General features: G+C 66.4%; 12 protein-coding genes. 10 read left to right on the top strand and 2 right to left on the bottom strand.

What is annotated here, in order from left to right; genetic code table 11:
• The first annotated feature begins 8 nt into the window (after positions 1–8).
• The 7 genes from EJE94_RS04105 to EJE94_RS04075 are packed head-to-tail and all read left to right on the top strand — an operon-like array spanning position 9 to position 6,501.
• Positions 9–1,142: a D-alanyl-D-alanine carboxypeptidase family protein gene (locus EJE94_RS04105; protein ID WP_121240195.1), complete on the top strand. Its 1,134-nt coding sequence runs from the start codon at positions 9–11 to the stop codon at positions 1,140–1,142.
• Positions 1,139–1,999 (top strand): D-amino acid aminotransferase, encoded by an 861-nt coding sequence (locus EJE94_RS04100; RefSeq protein WP_121240194.1) that lies wholly within the window; start codon positions 1,139–1,141, stop codon positions 1,997–1,999. The genes EJE94_RS04105 and EJE94_RS04100 overlap by 4 nt, the downstream gene beginning before the upstream one ends.
• Positions 2,000–2,003: 4 nt before the next feature.
• Positions 2,004–2,270 (top strand): YbeD family protein, encoded by a 267-nt coding sequence (locus tag EJE94_RS04095; RefSeq protein WP_121240193.1) that lies wholly within the window; start codon positions 2,004–2,006, stop codon positions 2,268–2,270.
• Complete coding sequence (lipB, locus tag EJE94_RS04090) at positions 2,267–2,863, top strand: lipoyl(octanoyl) transferase LipB (protein ID WP_243642523.1); 597 nt, start codon at positions 2,267–2,269, stop codon at positions 2,861–2,863. Before EJE94_RS04095 ends, lipB begins: the two co-directional genes overlap by 4 nt.
• Entirely contained in the window at positions 2,860–3,795 is a 936-nt protein-coding gene (gene lipA, locus EJE94_RS04085) for a lipoyl synthase (RefSeq protein ID WP_121240191.1), read from the top strand. Before lipB ends, lipA begins: the two co-directional genes overlap by 4 nt.
• Before the next feature lie 25 nt (positions 3,796–3,820).
• Complete coding sequence (locus EJE94_RS04080; protein ID WP_121240190.1) at positions 3,821–4,513, top strand: DUF4197 domain-containing protein; 693 nt, start codon at positions 3,821–3,823, stop codon at positions 4,511–4,513.
• A gap of 8 nt (positions 4,514–4,521) precedes the next feature.
• Positions 4,522–6,501 (top strand): UvrD-helicase domain-containing protein, encoded by a 1,980-nt coding sequence (locus tag EJE94_RS04075; RefSeq protein WP_121240189.1) that lies wholly within the window; start codon positions 4,522–4,524, stop codon positions 6,499–6,501.
• A 32-nt stretch (positions 6,502–6,533) separates the two neighbouring features.
• On the opposite strand, the gene EJE94_RS04070 is transcribed toward EJE94_RS04075, so the two are convergent.
• Positions 6,534–8,591: a TolC family outer membrane protein gene (locus EJE94_RS04070; RefSeq protein ID WP_165904756.1), complete on the bottom strand. Its 2,058-nt coding sequence runs from the start codon at positions 8,589–8,591 to the stop codon at positions 6,534–6,536.
• Positions 8,592–8,688: 97 nt separating this feature from the next.
• On the opposite strand from EJE94_RS04070, the gene EJE94_RS04065 reads away from it, so the two are divergent.
• Genes EJE94_RS04065 through EJE94_RS04055 form a run of 3 tightly spaced genes read left to right on the top strand, consistent with a single transcriptional unit; the run spans position 8,689 to position 10,370 of the window.
• The gene (locus EJE94_RS04065; protein ID WP_207855712.1) at positions 8,689–9,246 is read left to right on the top strand and encodes a transglutaminase-like cysteine peptidase; all 558 of its coding nucleotides are present in this window, start codon (positions 8,689–8,691) and stop codon (positions 9,244–9,246) included.
• Positions 9,247–9,267: 21 nt separating this feature from the next.
• Entirely contained in the window at positions 9,268–9,816 is a 549-nt protein-coding gene (locus EJE94_RS04060) for a LapD/MoxY N-terminal periplasmic domain-containing protein (RefSeq protein WP_207855711.1), read from the top strand.
• Positions 9,813–10,370, top strand: coding sequence for a hypothetical protein (locus tag EJE94_RS04055; protein ID WP_121240187.1), 558 nt, complete (start codon positions 9,813–9,815; stop codon positions 10,368–10,370). Before EJE94_RS04060 ends, EJE94_RS04055 begins: the two co-directional genes overlap by 4 nt.
• A 74-nt stretch (positions 10,371–10,444) precedes the next feature.
• On the opposite strand, the gene EJE94_RS04050 is transcribed toward EJE94_RS04055, so the two are convergent.
• A partial coding sequence (locus tag EJE94_RS04050; RefSeq protein WP_124962391.1) for a cadherin-like domain-containing protein occupies positions 10,445–19,140 on the bottom strand: 8,696 nt, incomplete at its 5' end.

Here is a 19,140-nt window from a genome sequence, read left to right as displayed (position 1 = left end):
CGGGTTCCATGATTCGACAATTCCTCGCCTGCGCGCTGCTGGCGCTCGCGCTGCCTGCGCTGGCCCAGTCCGTGCCACCTCCTCCCGTCGCGGCTCGCTCCTGGCTGCTGCTCGACCACGCCTCCAACCAGCCGCTGGCCGAGCAGGCCGCCGACGAGCGCGTCGAGCCGGCCTCCTTGACCAAGCTGATGACGGCCTACCTCTCGTTCGCCGCCTTGCGCCAGAAGCGGATCGCCCTCGACCAGGTCGTTCCCGTCTCGGAGAGGGCCTGGAAGGCGCCCGGCTCGCGCATGTTCATCGAGCTCAACCGCCCGGTGACGGTGAAGGAACTGCTCTACGGCATGATCGTGCAGTCGGGCAACGACGCCTGCATCGCGCTGGCCGAGGCCGTCGCCGGCTCGGAGGAAAGCTTCGTCGTCGCCATGAACCGCGAGGCGCAGCGCCTCGGGCTGAAGAACACGAAATTCATGAACGCCACCGGCCTGCCCGATCCGCAGCACTACGCCACGGCCCGCGACCTCGGCCTGCTGGCGCAGGCCATCATCCGCGACTTCCCCGAGTACTACCCGATCTACGCGACGAAGGAATACAGCTACAACAAGATCACCCAGCCCAATCGCAACCGTTTACTGTGGCTCGATCCAACGGTGGATGGCGTGAAAACGGGCCATACGGAAGCGGCCGGCTACTGCCTGATCGCCTCCTCCAGACGCGGGCCGCGGCGGCTGATCTCCGTCGTGCTCGGCACCGCCTCCGACAGCGCCCGCGCCCAGGAGTCGCTCAAGCTGCTCAACCATGGCTTCCTCGCCTTCGACGCCGTCAAGCTTTACGACCGAAATTTCGCGCTGTCCCAGCTCAAGGTGTTCAAAGGCACGCAGAATACCGTCAAGGCCGGCTTCGCCGAGGACTTCGTGCTCTCGCTGCCCAAGGGCGCGGCCGTGGGCAAGGACGCCATCAAGGTCCAGCTCGAGAGCCGCCAACCCCTGCTGGCACCGGTGCAGCAAGGCGACCGTATCGCGACCCTGAAGCTCACGGTCAACGACAAGCCCTGGGGCGAGTACCCGGTGGTCGCCCTAGAGGCCGTGCCCATCGCCGGCATCTTCGGCAGGGCATGGGACTCGCTGAAACTCTATTTCCAATGAACACCGCCTATCTCAACGGCGAATTCCTGCCGCTGGCAGAAGCCCGCGTGCCGGTGATGGATCGCGGCTTCCTCTTCGGCGACGGCGTCTACGAGGTGATCCCGGTCTATTCGCGCCGGCCGTTCCGCCTAGCCGAGCACCTGCGGCGGCTGGCCGCGAGCCTCGCCGCGATCCGCCTCGAGGTGCCGCTCGCCGACGCCGAATGGACGCACATCATCGAGCGCATCGTCGCCGCGGCCGAGTTCCAGGACCAGTCGGTATACCTGCAGGTCACCCGCGGGCCGATGGCGGTGCGCAACCACGCCTTCCCCGCAGTCGCCACGCCGACGGTGTTCGTCATGACCGAGCCGCTGGTGACGCCGCCGGCGGAGCTGCGCGAGCACGGCATCGCCGCCGTTTCCGCCGCCGACAACCGCTGGCACCGCTGCGACATCAAGGCCACCTCGCTGCTCGCCAACTGCCTGCTGCGCCAGCGCGCGGTCGACCATGGCTGCGCCGAGACCGTGCTGTTCCGCGATGGCTTCCTCATCGAGGGTGCGGCCTCGAACATCTTCGCGGTGAAGGACGGCGTGCTGCTGGCGCCGATCAAGAACCACCTGATGCTGCCCGGCATCACCTACGACGTCGTGCTCGAACTGGCGGCGCAGCACGGCCTGCCGACCCAGGTGCGCGACGTGCTCGAGGACGAAGCGCGCAATGCCGACGAGCTGTGGATGACCTCGTCGACCAAGGAAGTGCTGCCCATCGTCATGCTCGACGACCGGAAAGTCGGCGCTGGCGGCACGCCAGGGCCGGCGTTCAAGCAAATGTACGGCTGGTACCAGCAGTTCAAGGCTTCGGTGATGCGCGGAGCCTGAAATCATGGCCGACAGCGACACCCTGCTCGAGTTTCCCTGCGACTTCCCGCTCAAGATCATGGGCGCGACGCGCGACGACTTCGCCCAGGCCATCGTCGCAGTCGTACTGAAACACGCACCCGATTTCGATCCTGCCGGCGTCACCATGCGCCCCTCGAAGGCCGGTAACTACCTGTCGCTGACCTGCACCATCCGCGCCACCTCGAAGGCGCAGCTCGACGCGCTCTATCGCGAACTGTCGTCGCATCCTCTAGTCCGAGTGGTGCTGTGATCGTCCGGCGGCTCGGGCTCGCGGAATACGAGCCGACCTGGCGCGCGATGCAGGACTTCACCGCCCGCAGGGCGCCTGACACACCCGACGAAATCTGGCTTTGCGAGCACCCGCCGGTGTTCACGCTGGGACTCGCCGGCAAGGCCGAACACCTGCTGCGCGATATCGGCGTGCCGGTGGTGAAAATCGACCGCGGCGGCCAGATCACCTATCACGGGCCGGGCCAGGTCGTCGCCTACCTGCTGCTCGACCTCAAGCGCCGCGGCCTCACGGTCAAGGGCCTGGTCAACCGCATGGAGCAGGCTTTGATCGACCTGCTCGCCGGCCACGGCGTCGCGGCCGCGCGGCTGGCCGGCGCGCCCGGCGTCTACGTCGCCGGCGCCAAGATCGGCGCGCTCGGCTTGAAGGTGAAGAACGGCTGCTGTTACCATGGCCTCGCCCTCAACGTCGCCATGGACCTCGTGCCGTTCGAGGCGATCAACCCCTGCGGCTACGAAGGCATGGCCGTGACGCAACTCGCGGACTTCGTCCCCGGCATCACCGTGGAGCAGGCCGCGACGGCGCTCGTCGAGCAACTGGAAATGAAGCTATGACCGTCAAGCAGAAAGGCGAAGCCAAGACCGCGCGCATCCCGATCAAAGTGGTGCCGGCGGCCGTGCCGCTGAAGAAACCGGAGTGGATCCGCGTCAAGGCCGGCAACTCGGCCGCGCGCTTCGGCGAGGTCAAGCAGATCCTGCGCGACCACCAGCTGCACACCGTGTGCGAGGAAGCGACCTGCCCCAACATCGGCGAATGCTTCGGCAAGGGGACCGCCACGTTCATGATCCTCGGCGACCTGTGCACCCGCCGCTGCCCCTTCTGCGACGTCGGCCACGGCAAGCCCCTGCCGCCCGATGCCGAGGAACCCGCCAAGCTCGCCCGCACGATCGCCGCACTCAAGCTGAAGTACGTGGTCATCACCAGCGTGGATCGCGACGACCTCAAGGATGGCGGCGCGCAGCATTTCGCCGACTGCATCCGCGAGATCCGCACGCATTCGCCGCAGACGACGATCGAGGTGCTGGTCCCGGACTTTCGCGGTCGTCTCGAAATCGCGCTCGACATCCTCACCGCGCAGCCGCCCGACGTGATGAACCACAACCTCGAAACCGTGCCGCGCCTCTACAAGCAGGCCCGTCCCGGCGCCGACTATGCCCATTCGCTCGAGCTGCTGTCCGGTTTCAAGGCGCGCAAGCCCGCCGTGCCGACCAAGTCGGGACTGATGGTGGGCCTGGGCGAGACCGACGAGGAGATCCTCGAGGTGATGCGCGACCTGCGCGCCCACGGCGTCGAGATGCTGACCATCGGCCAATACCTCGCGCCCTCGGGGCACCACCTGCCGGTGACGCGCTACGTCCACCCCGACGTCTTCGCCATGTTCGAGCGCGCGGCCGCGGCCATGGGCTTCTCCCACGCCGCCTGCGCGCCGCTGGTGCGCTCGAGCTACCATGCCGACCAGCAGGCGCATGGCGCGGGCGTCGTCTGAACCACTTTCATCGGAGATTGCCATCATGAAACCGACCGCCTTCGTCGCGCCCATCGTCCTGTGCGCGCTGCTGTTCGCCACGGCCGCGCACGCGTTGTCGCTCGACGCGCTGAGCAACAAGGACGCCAGCGGCGGCCTCAAGGAAGCACTGGTGCAGGGTGCCGGCAAGGCGGTCGCGACGCTCGGCCGCCCCGACGGCTTCCTTGGCAACCCCAAGGTCAAGATTCCGCTGCCCGAGAGCCTGCAGCAGGTCGAAGGCATGATGCGCACCTTCGGGTTGGGCAAGCAGGCCGACGAACTCGTCACCACCATGAACCGCGCGGCCGAGGCAGCCGTGCCCGAGGCCAAGACCCTGCTGGTCAACTCCGTCAAGCAGATGTCGGTGCAGGACGCCAAGGGCATCCTCACGGGCGGCGACGATGCCGCGACGCAGTACTTCAAGCGCACCACCTCGGGTCCGCTGGCCGAGAAATTCCGCCCCATCGTCAAAAGCGCGATGCAGAAGGTGAAACTCGCCGAGAAGTACGACCAGTTCGCCGGCAAGGCGGCGCAGTTCGGCCTGGTCAAGGCGGAAGATGCCCACCTGGAGAACTACGTCACCCGCAAGGCGCTCGACGGCCTCTACCTGATGATCGCCGAGGAAGAAAAAGCGATCCGCAAGGATCCGGTCAGCGCCGCCGGCAGCCTCGCGCGCAAGGCCTTCGGCGTCCTGCAGTAGGCCCTTCGATGTCGCACCATCTCAACGCGCCGCAGCGCGAGGCGGTGCGCTATCTCGACGGTCCGCTGCTGGTGCTGGCCGGCGCCGGCAGCGGCAAGACGCGCGTCATCACCCAGAAGATCGCCTACCTCATCGAGGAGTGCAAGATCGCACCCTCGCACATCGCCGCCATCACCTTCACCAACAAGGCGGCGAAGGAGATGGCCGAGCGCGTCGGCAAGCTGATCAAGGGTCCGACCGAAGGGCTCACGGTCAGCACCTTCCATGCGCTGGGCGCGAAGATCCTGCGGCAGGAGGCGCGCCACCTGCACCTCAAGCCCTCGTTCTCGATCCTCGACGCCTCCGACACCGCGCAGCTGTTCCAGGAGATGCTTAAGGACGCCGACAAGGCGCGGGTGCGCATGATCCAGAACCGCATCTCGCTGTGGAAGAACGCGCTGGTCGGCCCCGAGGAAGCCGCGCAGGTCGCGGCCGACGATCTCGAGGCCGGCGCAGCCAGGGTCTATGCCGAGTACGAGCGCACGCTGCGCGCCTACCAGGCCGTCGACTTCGACGACCTGATCCGCCTGCCGGTGAATCTCTTCGCGGAACGCGACGACGTCGGCGGCCGCTGGCGCAGCCGGCTCTGGCACCTGCTGGTCGACGAGTGCCAGGACACCAACCGCTGCCAGTACCGCCTGATGCAGCTGCTCACCGGTCCGCGCGCCGCCTTCACGGCGGTCGGCGACGACGACCAGTCGATCTACGCCTGGCGCGGCGCCGACATCGAGAACCTGAAGGCCCTGCGCGACGACTACCCGAATCTCAAGGTGATCAAGCTCGAGCAGAACTACCGTTCGGTGCAGCGCGTGCTCAAGGCCGCCAACGCGCTGATCGCCCACAATCCCAAGCTGTTCGAGAAGAAGTTGTGGTCGGAGCATGGCCATGGCGAGATGATCCGCGTCACCGCCTGCCGTGACGGCGAACACGAGGCCGAGTGGGTGATCGCGCGGCTGCAGGCGCACAAGTTCGAGAACCGCACGAAGTTCTCCGATTACGCCATCCTCTACCGCGGCAACTTCCAGGCCAAGGCCTTCGAGCAGCAGCTGCGCGCCCACAAGATTCCCTACGTGCTCTCGGGCGGACAGTCCTTCTTCGACCGCAGCGAGATCAAGGACCTCACCTCCTACCTGCGCCTGCTCGCCAACCAGGACGACGACCCCGCCTTCATCCGCGCCGTCACCACGCCCAAGCGCGGCATCGGCGGCACCACGCTCGAGGCGCTGGGGCAGGCGGCCGGCCGCCGCCACCAGAGCCTGTTCGCCGCGGCCTTCGCGCCGGGGGTGGAAAACGAAGTGAAGGCTGCGCAACTCGCCGCCGTGCGCGAGTTCTGCCAGTTCATCAACCGCATGGAATGGCGCGCGCAGAAGGAGCCGGCCGGCCAGGTGCTCGAAGACCTGCTGCGCGCGATCGGCTACGAGGCCTGGCTGTTCGAGGCGCACGACCCGCGCGAGGCCGAGACGAAGTGGGGCAACGTGCGCGACTTCGTGCAGTGGCTCTCAGTGAAGGGCGCCGAGGAGAACAAGAACCTCGTCGAGCTGTCGCAGACCGTCGCGCTGATCTCCATGCTCGACAAGAACGAAGGCGAGCAGGATGCGGTGCAACTGGCGACGCTGCACGCCGCCAAGGGGCTGGAGTTTCCCCACGTCTTCCTCGTCGGCATCGAGGAGGGCGTGCTGCCGCACCGCGAGTCGGTCGAGTTGGGCAAGGTCGAGGAGGAGCGACGCCTGATGTACGTCGGCATCACCCGCGCCCAGCGCAGCCTCAACGTCACTTACTGCGAGCGGCGCAAGCAGGGCAGGGAAATCGTCACCCGCGAACCTTCGCGCTTCATCGTCGAAATGGGCGAGGACATCCAGCGCAGCGGCCAGGGCGAGGCCCCGGCGGTGACCAAGGACGAAGGCCGCGCGAAACTGGCGGCCTTCCGCGCGCTGCTGGCCAAGACCTGAAGCGCCGGCGTTGGCCGTTTAGGCGGCCGGGCTTACGGACGAACCGGTTCGGCAGTCTCGGCGACGATCAGCCACTTGCCGTCGATCTGCTGCCAGCTCAGCGTCTTGAGTACGACGTCGCTGAACGAAGGCGCGCGATAGCTCTGGCGGAAGCGGGCTTCGGCATGCTCGCCCTGCACGTTGAACTGAACGTCCTTCACCTCGATCGCGATCTTTTCGGTACGGCCCAGGACCTGCCGGCGCTTCTGCGACCAGGCTTCGCGCGAGATATCTCCGGCAGGCGTGAAGTTCGGGGCATAGGCGTTCAGGTAGGCCTCGACATCGCGCGTACTCCAGGCTGCGAGCCACTGCTTCAAGGCGTTGTCCAGCACCGCTTCGACGGTGGTCGCCGGCGGCGCGGACGGCACCGCCGCGGGCTCGGCTGGGGCAGGCGCCGGCACGGCGACAGGCTTGGCTTGCATGTCGGCCTTCGGTGCCGATGGTGTCGCAATCACGGCGGCGGGAGGCGACTTTTGCTGCGGGCGGGCCGCAGCCATCGCTGCCACCGTAGCCGCAGCGGACTCCTTCAGCATCTCCTGGGCACGCGCATCCAGCGCGGCCTTGTCGGCCACATAAATCTGCATGCCTTCCGGCGGACAGTATTCGGCGGCGTCCTGAGCAGGCGTCCAGTTGGCCAGTTCGGCCAGGGTCTGCTCGCCCGCGCGCGACAGGCCGAGAGCGGTCAAGAGGTTGCCCAGGCCTGCATGGGTGCGTGCGTAGGCGATGCTCAGATCGAAGGAACCGTTGGTATAGGCACGCTTGGCCTGGAACAGTTCGTTCTCGGTATCGAGCAGGTCGAGCAGGGTGCGCTGCCCGATGTCGAACTGCTTGCGGTAGGCTTCGTGCACCTTCTCGGTGGATAACTGGTGCTGATCGAGATAGTTCAACTGCTCGGTGAGCTTGCGGACATCGTTGAAGGCAATGGTCAGAACCTGGCGGGTATCGCGGCAGGTCTTGTCACGAATGTCGCGGGCGACGTTGTACTGCTCGGCGTACTGACGGGAACGGGCGACATCGGACAGTCCGTTGAGCAGGTTCCAGCTGAGGACCACCTCCGCCGTGTCATAGTTGCTGCGACCGGCGATGCTTCTCATGTTGTCGCCGTCGTCGCGCCGCACGCGCAGATCCAACCGGGGCTGGTAGGCGGCCTTGCGAACATCGCGTGCTGCGTCGGCGGCGCGCACGTTCTCGATCGCCGCCTGGAGGGTGGGGTTGCCCTGCTGCGCCTGGCGCAAGGCCCCGGCGATGTCCGGCGGCAGGTTCTTGGACAGCGGTGTCGGCTCTTCCATGGTCTTGGCCGGACCGAAACCGATGATGCGCTGGAAGCGCGCGCTGACGTCGTGCAGATTCGCCGTTTCGGTAAGCAGGTTCGATTCCGCCAGGGCGAGGCGGCCTGCAGCCTGTTCGAGGTCGACCCGGCGGCCGACGCCGACCTGCACCTTCTGCTGTATCTGGTCGAACACCGCGCGGTGCCGCACGTAGTTGTCCTCGGCCAGGGTCACCAGCCTGCGGTAGCGCAACACGTCCAGATAGGCGCGCGCCGCTTCGAGGGCGGCGTTCTCGGAGGCGTCGTACAGTTCGAACATGCGGACCCGTCGCGAATGGTCGAGACGCTTGACCTCATTGCGCGTGGCGAAGCCGTCATATAGCATCTGAGTAAGCGTCAGGCTGCGCGAATTCACCGTATATTCGTAGCTCAGCTTCGGCGCGTCCTGGCGCTCCTTGCCGTAGCCCGCGGTGAAGTCGAGCCGCGGCAGGTAGTTGCCGAACGCAGCATCACGCTCGCCGTCGGCGGCGAGATAGGCATGCCAGCGCTGCAGTACCTCCGGATTGCTCAGGATGGCCTGTTGCGCAATGTCCTTCAGGCTCTGCGGCGCAGCCGGCTGCGCCAGCGCCAGGGCCGGGAGCGAAAGCAGCACCGCGATCCAGCAACGGTATGACGACAACATACTGTGATCTTCAGTTAAATGGGTTTCGTAACCATTTGAATCGGCAATGATACCGCAAGGCCACCGCGAGCGGATGCCATGCAGCAAACTCATCGCGGCCATCGCGCGAAGGTGGCTGTTTGCCCCAATACTCATTGTCCTTGCCGTTGGCGTCGCGCATGCGCTCGATTTCGATCGCCTTCTGGACCGATTTCTCGGCTTGGGCGGAAGCGCGCCGGTCTTCCGTGAATGGCAGCAGCTGCTCACGGATGCCAAGTCGTTGGGGACGAAGGAGAAATTGCGGCGCGTCAATGACTTCTTCAACCGCGGCCTGCAGTTCGGCGACGATCAGGAGATCTGGGGGGAGAGCGACTATTGGGCGACGCTGCTCGAGACCCTGGCCAAGGGTCGGGGCGACTGCGAAGACTTCACCACCGCCAAGTACTTCACGCTGCTGAGTGCCGGCGTGCCCGGCGAGCAGTTGCGGCTCGTATACGTCAAGGCGAAGATCGGCGGCGCGTCCAGCCACGTGACCCAGGCCCACATGGTGCTCGCCTACTACGATACTCCCGAGGCGGACCCGATCGTGCTTGACAACCTCATCACCGAGCTGCGTCCGGCGGCACGCCGGCCGGATCTGCAGCCGGTATTCAGCTTCAACGGCCACGGCATGTGGCAGGGCGCAACCGGCAAGGCAGCGGCGGGCGGTGCGAGGACCGGCCGCCTGTCGCGCTGGGACGACCTGCTCAGGCGGGCGAAGGCCGAAGGCTTCGAATAAGCGATCTACCAGAAGAAGGAAATGACCATGTCGATGTACCGCCAGCTCTGGCTCGCCGCCGTCATCACCACCCTGTTCGCGCTGCTCGGCAGCGTGTTGGTAACGACGTTGTCGGCACGGGCCTACCTGATCGAGCAGCTCACCATCAAGAACGCCGACAATGCCTCGGCGCTGGCGGTAGCGCTCAGCCAGCATCAGCCGGACGCCGTCTCGGTGGAACTGGCGGTTGCGGCACTGTTCGACAGCGGTTACTACGAACTCATCCGCGTGACCGACCCCCGGGGGAGGACCATCGTCGAACGCAAGTCTCCCGTGGGCGAATACGCCGCGCCCAGTTGGTTCGTCGACATGCTGCCCATCGATGCAACCCCCGGGCAGGCCAGGATCAGCGCCGGCTGGAAGCAGTTCGGCACGGTCACGTTGATCAGCCACAGCCGCTTCGCCTATCGTACCCTGTGGCAGAACGTGATCCAGCTGGTCGGCGTCATGACGCTTGCCGGCCTGGTCGGCGGCTTTCTCGTTACGAAGATCCTGCGCCGCTGGTGCCAGACCACCAAGGCGTCGGAATGAGCAAAGAGCCTGCGGCAACCACCCCGCCGACCGGACTGCGCCAGCTAAACGCCAACTACGTCGCGCTGGAGGACCGGATTCGCCTGTCGCTCACCACTCAGGACGGGAACGAATTCCGCTTCTGGCTGACGCGACGCTATCTCCAGTTGCTGTGGCAGGCGCTGGGTCGCGTCGTGACGCGGTTCGCCGAGTTGAAAGCCGCCGGTGATCCGCTGCTGCAATCGGCCCTGGCCGGCTTCGCCGAAGCCAGGGCAATGAACCGCGCCGATCTGAGCACGCCCTATGAAGCCGGAGCGAACTTCCCTCTGGGCGAAAGCCCGATGCTGCTGAGCCGTGTCACCGTGGGACAGATCACTGCGGCCGGCACCCAGCCCCTCACGCTGCGACCGGAACAAGGCGCGGGCATCGACCTGGCGCTGAACGAGGAACTGGCCCATGTGCTCTGCAATCTTCTGCGGCAGGCCGCAATCGCTGCCGAATGGGGATTGAACCTCGACGCGGCGCTGGCAGCTTCCCCTGCCGGCACGGCAGCCGGCGCGCTCCTTCTGCACTGATCGAGCGACCAGGCCGCCAAGGCCGTCCCTCCCGCTGGCACCGAGTTTTCGGCGCCAGCGGGGAACGGCACGGGTCAGTCGGTGACGAGCTTGCTCTTGTTGAGCAGGTCCTGGATGATCTGCTGGTCGGTGGCATTGGCGCCGACGATGGCGTAGAGATCGACGCCCTGCAGGATCACGGTCTGGTCTTCGGCCCCGCTCATGTAGCCGGCGTTGAAGCCGCCGGTGGAGCTGATGTGCACCTTGGTGTCCGCCCCGCTCTTCTCGAAGTGCAGATAGCTGGCCAGGTTGCCGGTCGCGATATCGTGGTTCTCTCCGGACAACAGGTCGCGCAGGTCGAGCACGTCGCCGCCGGAGGCTGCCGCCGCGGTGTCGAACTTCACGATGGTGTCGACGGCCGGCGCACCCTTGGCGCCGGCATCGGCGAACGACCACTTGAAGATGTCGGTAACCAGATCGGACACCAGCCCGTCGTTGCCCTTGAGGATGTCGTTGCCGGCGCCGCCGATCAGCGTGTCGGCACCCGTGCCACCGGTGAGGACGTCGTTGCCGGCGCCGCCCTCGAGCCGGTCGTTGCCGCTGCCGCCGTCGAGCGTGTCGTTCCCGTCGTCGCCGCGCAGGATGTCGTTGCCGGTCCCGCCGATCAGGATGTCGTTGCCGGCGCCGCCCGACAGGACATCGTTGTCGGCACCGCCGTCGAGCGTGTCGTCTCCGGCTCCGCCCTGCAGGATGTCGTTGCCGGCCAGGCCGCTCAGCGTGTCGTTGCCGTCGCCGCCGCTGATGGAGTCGTTGGCGCCCGACCCGCTCAGGGTGTCGTTGCCTGCGGTGCCGGCATACGAATTGGACACGACATTGAGGGTGAGCGAGGCGCTGGACGTATCGCCATCGGTGTCGGTCAGCGTGTACTGGATGACCTCCGGCGCGATCGGCCCATGGAGAGAATCCGCGATGACGTCCTTGTACTCGACGGTGCGGATGTTGATCGTGGTGCCCGTGTCTGCCAGCGCGGTCACCCGGCCGACGCCGCTGAAGTCCGTCGGCATCGCGATCCAGCCGGTGCCGGCGACGGTGTACTGGCCGAGTTCGTGGCCATCGACGTGATAGAAAGTGTAGGTGACGGCGTCGGTAGCGCTGCCGTTGGTGACTTCGAAGCGCAGCTTCTGTACGCCCAGCGGGTGTGACGCGGCATTGAAATTCATCACCAGCGTTTCGAGGTTGGCAATGCCGCCGGCCGCCGCCGCACCGACCGAGGCCCCGTTCGTCGCATCGTAGCGCACCCCGATGTCGGTCGCATCGGTGTAGGTGGCGTTGGTCACCCGGAAGCGTGCGGTCAGGGCCTGGATGTCGACCCGGCCGACGTGGCTGTAGCCCGCGAGCGAGAGCGTGGCCGCCGCCGCGACCGTGGTCGGGCCGCCGATGACGGCGCCACTCGTGTCGTACACCGTGTAGCGCAGGTTCCCGGCGGTGCCGATATTGATCGCGAAGGATGGATTGTTGACCCCCTGTGCATACGAAGCGGCGTCGAAATTGACCCGCAGGATTTCGTTGGTGTCGAAACGGGTGTTGTCGACGTCGCCGGTGGCGGAATTGAGGCCGACGCCAGTCGCCTGGTAGGACAGCGCTCCCTCGGCCGTGGTCAGGCCATCGCTGCCGATGCCCTGCAGGGTGATGTTGGCCGGTGCGGCCGTAAATGCCGTCGTGATCGGGATCGTCGCGACCGCGTCGACGTTGGTCAGGCCTTCGAGTCCCATGCCGCCGGCGCTGACGTTCGCGGCACTGGTCAGGCTGACCGTCGACACCGCCGCCGGATTTTCGGTCGGCAGATCGGCCGTCGGCGGCGCGTACTTGTAGTAACCGTCCTCCTTGAAGACCAGGCTGCTGCCGTTGCTCGCGTGGGTCCAGGTCAGGGTGCCGCCGCTGATGGTGTAGTTGCCGCCGGCGCTGGTGCCGGAACTGTTGACCGTCAGGTTGAAAGTGACGCCCTTGAAGACGATGGAACTCACCTGGGCATTGTCCTGCGCATCGTCGACGCCGGACGCCTGGGGCGTGAAGGAGGTGAGTTGCGAACCCAGGGAGATGCCGCCGTCGGTGCCGACGCCCGTCATGACGTTGCCTTCGAGGAATTGCTGCAGCGCCACGAGCGTATCGGAATCGTCGTTGGCGGTCGGCTTGCCGTCGACGATGTTGACGGTCTGACTCCCCGCCGCCGTGTCGCCGTCCCGGTCCGTCGCGATGAAACTGAGCTTGAAGGTATCGCCCTGCACCGCGAGGCCACCCTTGAAGTAGGTGTAGTCGCCGGTGTCGAAGTTGAACACCAGCGTGCCGTACTGGAAGCCGTTGGCGCCCTTCAGCGTCAGCAGGTTGCCCGCCATGGGCGACGTCAGGCCCGGGATGGTTCCGGTCCAGCTGATCTGGTTGGTCGCGTTGTTGTAGCTGAACACCACGTCGACCGGCGCCGTGCCGGCATTCAGGTCCGTGTCGAGGGCCATCGTCAGCTGACTGATATGGCCGAGGTCCCCGCCGAAACTGACCTTTTGTCCGCCGCCGGTGGAGATGACGTTGCCGCCGTAGGCCGCCGGCACCGTCGACAGCAGGGAATCCTCCAGCTTGTTGACGTCCGCCACGATCAGCGCCGGATCGCGCACGCCGTCGCCCATGGCATCGACGTTGTGGATCTGGTTGAGGTGGGTCACGTTGGCGATGCCCGAGCCGACGCCGATGCCGTAGGAATTGATCTCCGGATGCAGCGCCAGATAGGTCGCGTAGCCCGAACTGGTGACCGGCGCAACAGTATCGCCGCTCGTCGGATCGCCGTCCGAGAGGAAATAGATGTTGTTCGACTTCGTCGGGTCGATCGTGGCGCCCATCGCGGTCTGCGCCTTGGCCAGCGCGTCCGCGTAGTTCGTGTTGCCGCCGGACGCCAGGCCGTTGATCGCCGCGATGGCCGCGTCCTTGGTCGCATAGGCCGCGCCGCCGTTGAGAATGGTGGCCGCCGTGCTGAACGAAACGATCTTGACTGAGACGTCCGAGGACTGGCTGTAGTACTCCTCGATAAGGGACGTCAGTGCCGTCTTCATCACCGCCAGGCGGGTCGTCAGCGTCACCGTGCCGTCGGCCGCGATCGACTGGACCTGGTCAGCCATGCTGCCGGAGACGTCGACCACGAACACCAGCGAGAAGGACGGCAGCACGTTTTCGGGAATATCGACCGACTCCGCGGTGGCGACCGGCCGGTCGTCCTGCACCGTGACGCGCACCGTGGCGCTGGCCGCGTTGCCGACGTAGCTGAACAGCTCGTCGACGGCGAGGCCGCTGGCGGTGTTGTCGGCAGGGTGGTCGAGCGTATAAGTGTAGTCGCCCGTCGTCTTGTCCACCACCAGGGTGCCGATCTGGCTCTTCACCGTGATGATGTTGCCGACCGTCGTATTGCTGACGGTATTCACGTCGCCGGTGAAGCCGGTGTTCGTGCTGGTGAGTGTCACGCTGGTGACGCTGGTGTTGCCGATGTCGTTGGCGAAGAGATTGCCGGAAATGGTATTTGTGCCCAGGCCGCCGACCAGCGCGGACTCCTGCACGGTGCCGATGTCGTCGCTCGAGGCATAGACGCTGATGTTGACGCTCGCGTTCCGGGCTGTCCCGTCATCGTCGGTGATGGTGTAGGTGAAGCTCTGGACGCCGGTGCTTGCCGGCGGCGTGTAGAGGTAATAGATGCCGTTGGCATCCGTCAGCTCTCCGCTCAGCGTGCCGTTGGTGGGGGAACCCACGGCAGTGATCGCCGCATGGTCGGTCAGGGTGTCGTTGGCCAGCAGATCGGCCTTGTAGATCTTGATCGCGTTGGTATTGGCGGGACTGACGTAACCGAGGGTGCTGTAGGTGTCGTTGACCGCCACCGGCGCCCCGTCGTCCACCGGGGTGACGGCGATCGTGACCGTCGACGCTGTCGACAGCCCGCCGAGGTTGTCGGAAGCTTGGTATTGATAGCTGAGCGTGGTCGTCAGGCCGGGTCCGCTGTTCCAGTCGGGCAGCGGTTTGAAGTACACCGTCAGCGAACCGCCCGACGCGGCGAGCAGCGTGCCCGTGGGCACCAGCTGCGTCATGGCCGCGTCGAGGTAGAGCAGGCCGTTGTCCGGCAGCGTCGAAATCATGAAATTGTCCACCGTGCCGTCGGCATCGCTGCCGTGCAGGGTGATCGGGATCAGCGTGTCCTCGTTGCCGCTCGGCGTCAGCGTGTCGGCCGTCGGCGCCGCGTTGGCGATCGGCGTGATCGTGGCCGTGGCGGTATTGCTGTTGCTGGTGCCGTCGGTCACCGTGATATCGATGGTGCGGGGCGTCATGTCGGGCGAGGTGCTGTCGAAGCTGATCGCCCGGATCGCCGTCTGGTAATCGGTGATGAACGCACTGCCGGAAAGCGTCACCACGTTGCCGACGATGCTGGCGGTAATGCCGGGCGGCAGGGCGCCGACGACGAAGGTATCGCCGGCCTTGGCGTTCGTCAGCGTGATCGTCGCCCCGGTGATGTTGCTGTTGTCCACGTCGGTGACGCTGATGTCGGTGTCGGCTATGGGCACCGCGGCACCGGTCGTCACGCTGAAATAGCCGGCGTAGCCGCTTCCCGCCGCGCTGGCGTCGAGGTCGAGGACCGGCGGGCTGTTGGTATCGATCACGGTCACCGTGGCCGTGGCGACATTGGACGTCACGGCTCCGTCATTGACCGCGATATCGATCGTGCGCGGCGTGGTGTCGGGCGTGCTGGTGCTGTTGCTGAACATGATCGCGTGGATCGCCGCCTGGTAGTCGGCCGGCGTGGCCGTGCCGGAGAGCGATACCGTGTTGCCGGCGACGACCGCCGTGATGCCGGCGGGCAGGGTGCCGACCGAGAGGACATCACCGGCCTTCGGATTGGTCAGCGTGACCGAAGCGCCGACCAGGGTGCCGTCGGCGTCCGCGACGGTAATGTCGGTGTCGCTAAGCCGCACCGGACCGCTGACGTTGTCGGTATAGGTGACGGCATAGCCGGTTCCTGCCGCACTGGCATCGAGGTCCAGCGTCGGCGCCCGGTTGATGCTGATGGTGCTGACGGCGGTATTGCTGTTGCCGGTCCCGTCGTTGACGACGACGTTGATGACACGGTCCGAAAGGTCCGGGGACCCCAGCGAATTCGCGAAGGTTATGGCGCGGATCGCGCTCTGATAGTTCGCCAGCGTCGAGGCACCGCTCAGGGTGATGACGCCGGTCGCCGGGTTGTAAGCACTCGCCGTGATCCCGGCCGGCAGCGTGCCGGCCGCGAGCACGTCGCTGGGCTTGAAGTTGCTCAGCGTGATCGTGGCGCTGGCGATGGTGGTGCCGTCGTCGGTGATGGCCACGTCCGTGTCGGCGATCGCGACAGCGCTGGCACCGACCGTGAATTTGCCCTTGTAGGAGGTGGTGGTGGCGCCGCTGCTATCGTTGGCGTCGAGGTCGAGCACCGGGGTGGTGCCGGCGCCGAGGATCGTTACCGACGTAGTGGCCGTGTTGCTGTTGAGGCTGCCGTCGTTGACGACGACGGTGATGCCGCGCTGCGCAACGTTCGTCAGGTTCGTCGTGTCGAAGTTGACCGCGCGGATCGCCGCCTGATAGCTCGCCAGGCTGGCCGCGCCCGTCAGCGTCATCACGCCCGTCGCGGCGTTGTAGGCGCCGGCCGTGATGCCTGCGGGCATGGTGCCCGCGACCAGGAGGTCGGCAGCGTCGCGATTGGTCGCGATGGTGATGGTCGCGCTGTTGATGGTCGTATTGTCGGGATCCGTCACGCTGACATCGACGTCGCCGATCGGCACCGGATTGCCGGTATCGACGTTGAAGACCGTGGCGAACCCGGTGCCCGCCGCACTGGCGTCGAGATCGAGCACCGGCGCATCGTTGACCGGCGTTATGTTGATCGTCGCCGTGTCGCTCGCGGTCAGCGCGCCGCCGCTGCCCGTGTTGGCATTGTCGTTGACCAGCAGCGTCAGCGTGGTGCTCGCGCTCGGGTTGTCGCTGCCGTTGATGTAGGCCGCCGTGCTCGTGGCATCGCTGCCGAGGAGGGCGTTGATCTGCGCCACCGTGCCGCTGATGGTCACCGCCGAAGTGCCGCTGTTGGTCACCGTCGCGCCGCTGCCGCCGGCCGTCACGTTCAGCGTGCCCTCGCCGACCGACAACGTCACGGCCATCGTGCCGCCGCCGGCATCGATGTCGCTGATCGACAGGCCCGTCCCCTTGAGCGTCAGGCTGGTCTGCTCGGTCGCGCTGTAAGTCAGCGGCGTTATCGCCGCGCCCGGCGCGTCGTTGACTGCCGTCAGGTTGATGGTCACGCTGGTCGCCGTGCTGCTGAGCGCACCGTCGCTGACCACCACGTCGATGTTGCGCGGCGTCAGGTTCGGCGTGTCGCTGGTGTCGTTGTAGAGGATGCCCTGCAGGATCGATTCGTAGGTCGCCCGCGAGGCCGAGCCGCTGATCTGCAGCACGCCTGTGGCGGCCGTGTAGGCCACCGTCAGTCCGGCGCCGCTCGCCGCGGTGGTCGCTGCCGCGTTGAGTGAAAGGGACTCGACCGCGTTGCCGTCCGGCCGTGCCGTCAGCGTCAGCGTCATCGAGCTCAGGTTCGCGGAATCGACGTCCGTGAGCGTCGCCACCGGCGCGACCGCCACCGCCGTCTGCTCGGTGAAAGCCGTCGTTTCGTTGGTTCCCGCCCCGCCGGCGTTCAGGTCAGCCACCGGCGCGTCGTTGGTGCCGGTCACGGTGAAGGTGAGCGTGGCCGTGCTGGTCGCGCCCGCGGTATCCCGCACCGTGTAGGTGAAGGCGTCCGTCGCGGTCTGGCCCGCGCCCAGCGCCTGCGCCGATGCGGTGTTGGCCGTGTAGCTGTAGCTGCCGTCCGCGTTGAGCGTGAGCGTGCCGTAGGTGCCCGTCGTGGCGCCGCCCACCGTGCCGCCGGTGATCGCCGAGACGACCTTGGTCTCGCCGTTGGCCACACTGTCCACGTCGGTGTCGTTGGCGAGCACGCCCGTCGCGGCCGTGGCCGTCACCGTGGCGTCTTCGTTGACGGCACCCGTGTCATTGACGCCCACCGGGGCGTCGTTGGCGCCCTGGAGGGTGACCGTCAGGGTCGCCGTGCTGGTCGCGCCCGCCGCGTCCCGCACCGTGTAGGTGAAGGTGTCGGCGAGCGTCTGGCCGGCCGTCCTCAGCGCTTGCACGCTGGCGTTGGCATTGTTCACGGCGTAGCTGTAGCTGCCGTCCGCGTTGAGCGTGAGCGTGCCGTAGGTGCCCGTCGTGGCGCCGCCCACCGTGCCGCCGGTGATCGCCGAGACGGTCTTGGTCTCGCCGTTGACGACACTGTCCACGTCGGTGTCGTTGGTCAGCACGTTGCCGCTCGGGTTGGTCCCCGCCGTGCCGTTCGCCACCCCGCCCGCTTCCACCGCGGTCGCCGTGTCATTGACGCCCACCGGGGCGTCGTTGGCGCCCTGGATGGTCACGGTGATGTTGGCGCTCGAGGTCGCCCCCGCCGCATCCCGCATGGTGTAGGTGAAGGTGTCGGTCAGCGTCTGGCCGGCCGTGCGCAGCGCCTGTACCGTGGCGTTGGCGTTGTCCACCGTGTACGTGTAAGTGCCGTCGGCATTGAGCACGATGCTGCCGTAGGCGCCAGCCTTGGCCACGCCCAGGCTGCCGCCCGTGATCGCCGTCACCGCCTTGGTGTCGCCCGCATCCACGTCCGTGTCGTTGCTCAGCACGTTGCCGCTCGGGTTGGTCCCCGCCGTGCCGTTCGCCACTCCACCCGCTTCCACCGCCGTCGCCGTGTCCGCCACCGCCACCGGCGCGTCGTTAATGGCATTCACCGTCACATTAACCGTCGCCGTTTCGGCCACGCCGCCCGAGCTCACCGTGTAGGTGAAGCTGTCAGATCCGTTGTAGTTGGCCGTCGGCATGTAATCGAGCGTGCCATCGGCCTTCAGCGTCACTATACCGTTGGCAACCACCACGCTGCCGCCCACCGCAATGGCCGTGCCGTTGATCGCCGTGATGGCGTGACCGGCATTTTCGAAGCTGTCGTTGGCATTGACGTTGATGTTGAGCAGGGTGTCTTCGTTGGTGCTCACCGTGTCGTTGGCGATGTCCACCACTGCGCTTACCGTGACCGCAACCGTGTCGGTGTCGGTGAGGCTGCCATCGCTGGTCTGTACCGTCAGCGTCGCCGCACCGTTGTAGTCTCCGGTGGGCGCGTAGGACAAGCCGTTCAAGGCGACGTTGATCTGCGCCGCCGTACCCTGGATGGTCACCGTGGCGGTGCCGTTGTTGGTGATGGTGGCGCCGCCGCCGGTCACTGCCGTCAGCGTGCCATTGCCGATCGATACCATCGTCGTCAGCGTGCCGCCGTCTACGTCGGACACCGTGATGGCGTTCCCGTTGCCGCTGCTGAAGACCTTTGCCGTGTCTTCCGTGGTGCTCTGCGCCCCAGGCACCGTGTTCACCGGCGCGTCATTGACGGCATTCACGGTGATGGTCACCGTCGCCTGCGCCATGTTGCCGGCATCGTCGCGCACCTCATAGACGAAGCTGTCGGCGCCGTTGAAGTTGGCATTCGGCACGTAGGTAAAGGTGCCGTCCGCGTTCAGGGTCAGAGCTCCGTTGGTCACATTCACCACCGGCGTGGTGTTCAGGATCAGCGTGTCGCCGTCGAGATCGTTGTCGTTGGCGAGCACCGTGGTTGGCAGCGTCAGTGTCAGCGTCTGGTCTTCGTTGGTGCTGTAGCTGTCATTGACGAGTG

Origin of the sequence: Sulfurisoma sediminicola (assembly GCF_003865015.1) — a bacterium.
Classification (GTDB): domain Bacteria; phylum Pseudomonadota; class Gammaproteobacteria; order Burkholderiales; family Rhodocyclaceae; genus Sulfurisoma; species Sulfurisoma sediminicola.
This window is presented reverse-complemented; position numbering and strand designations above follow the sequence as displayed.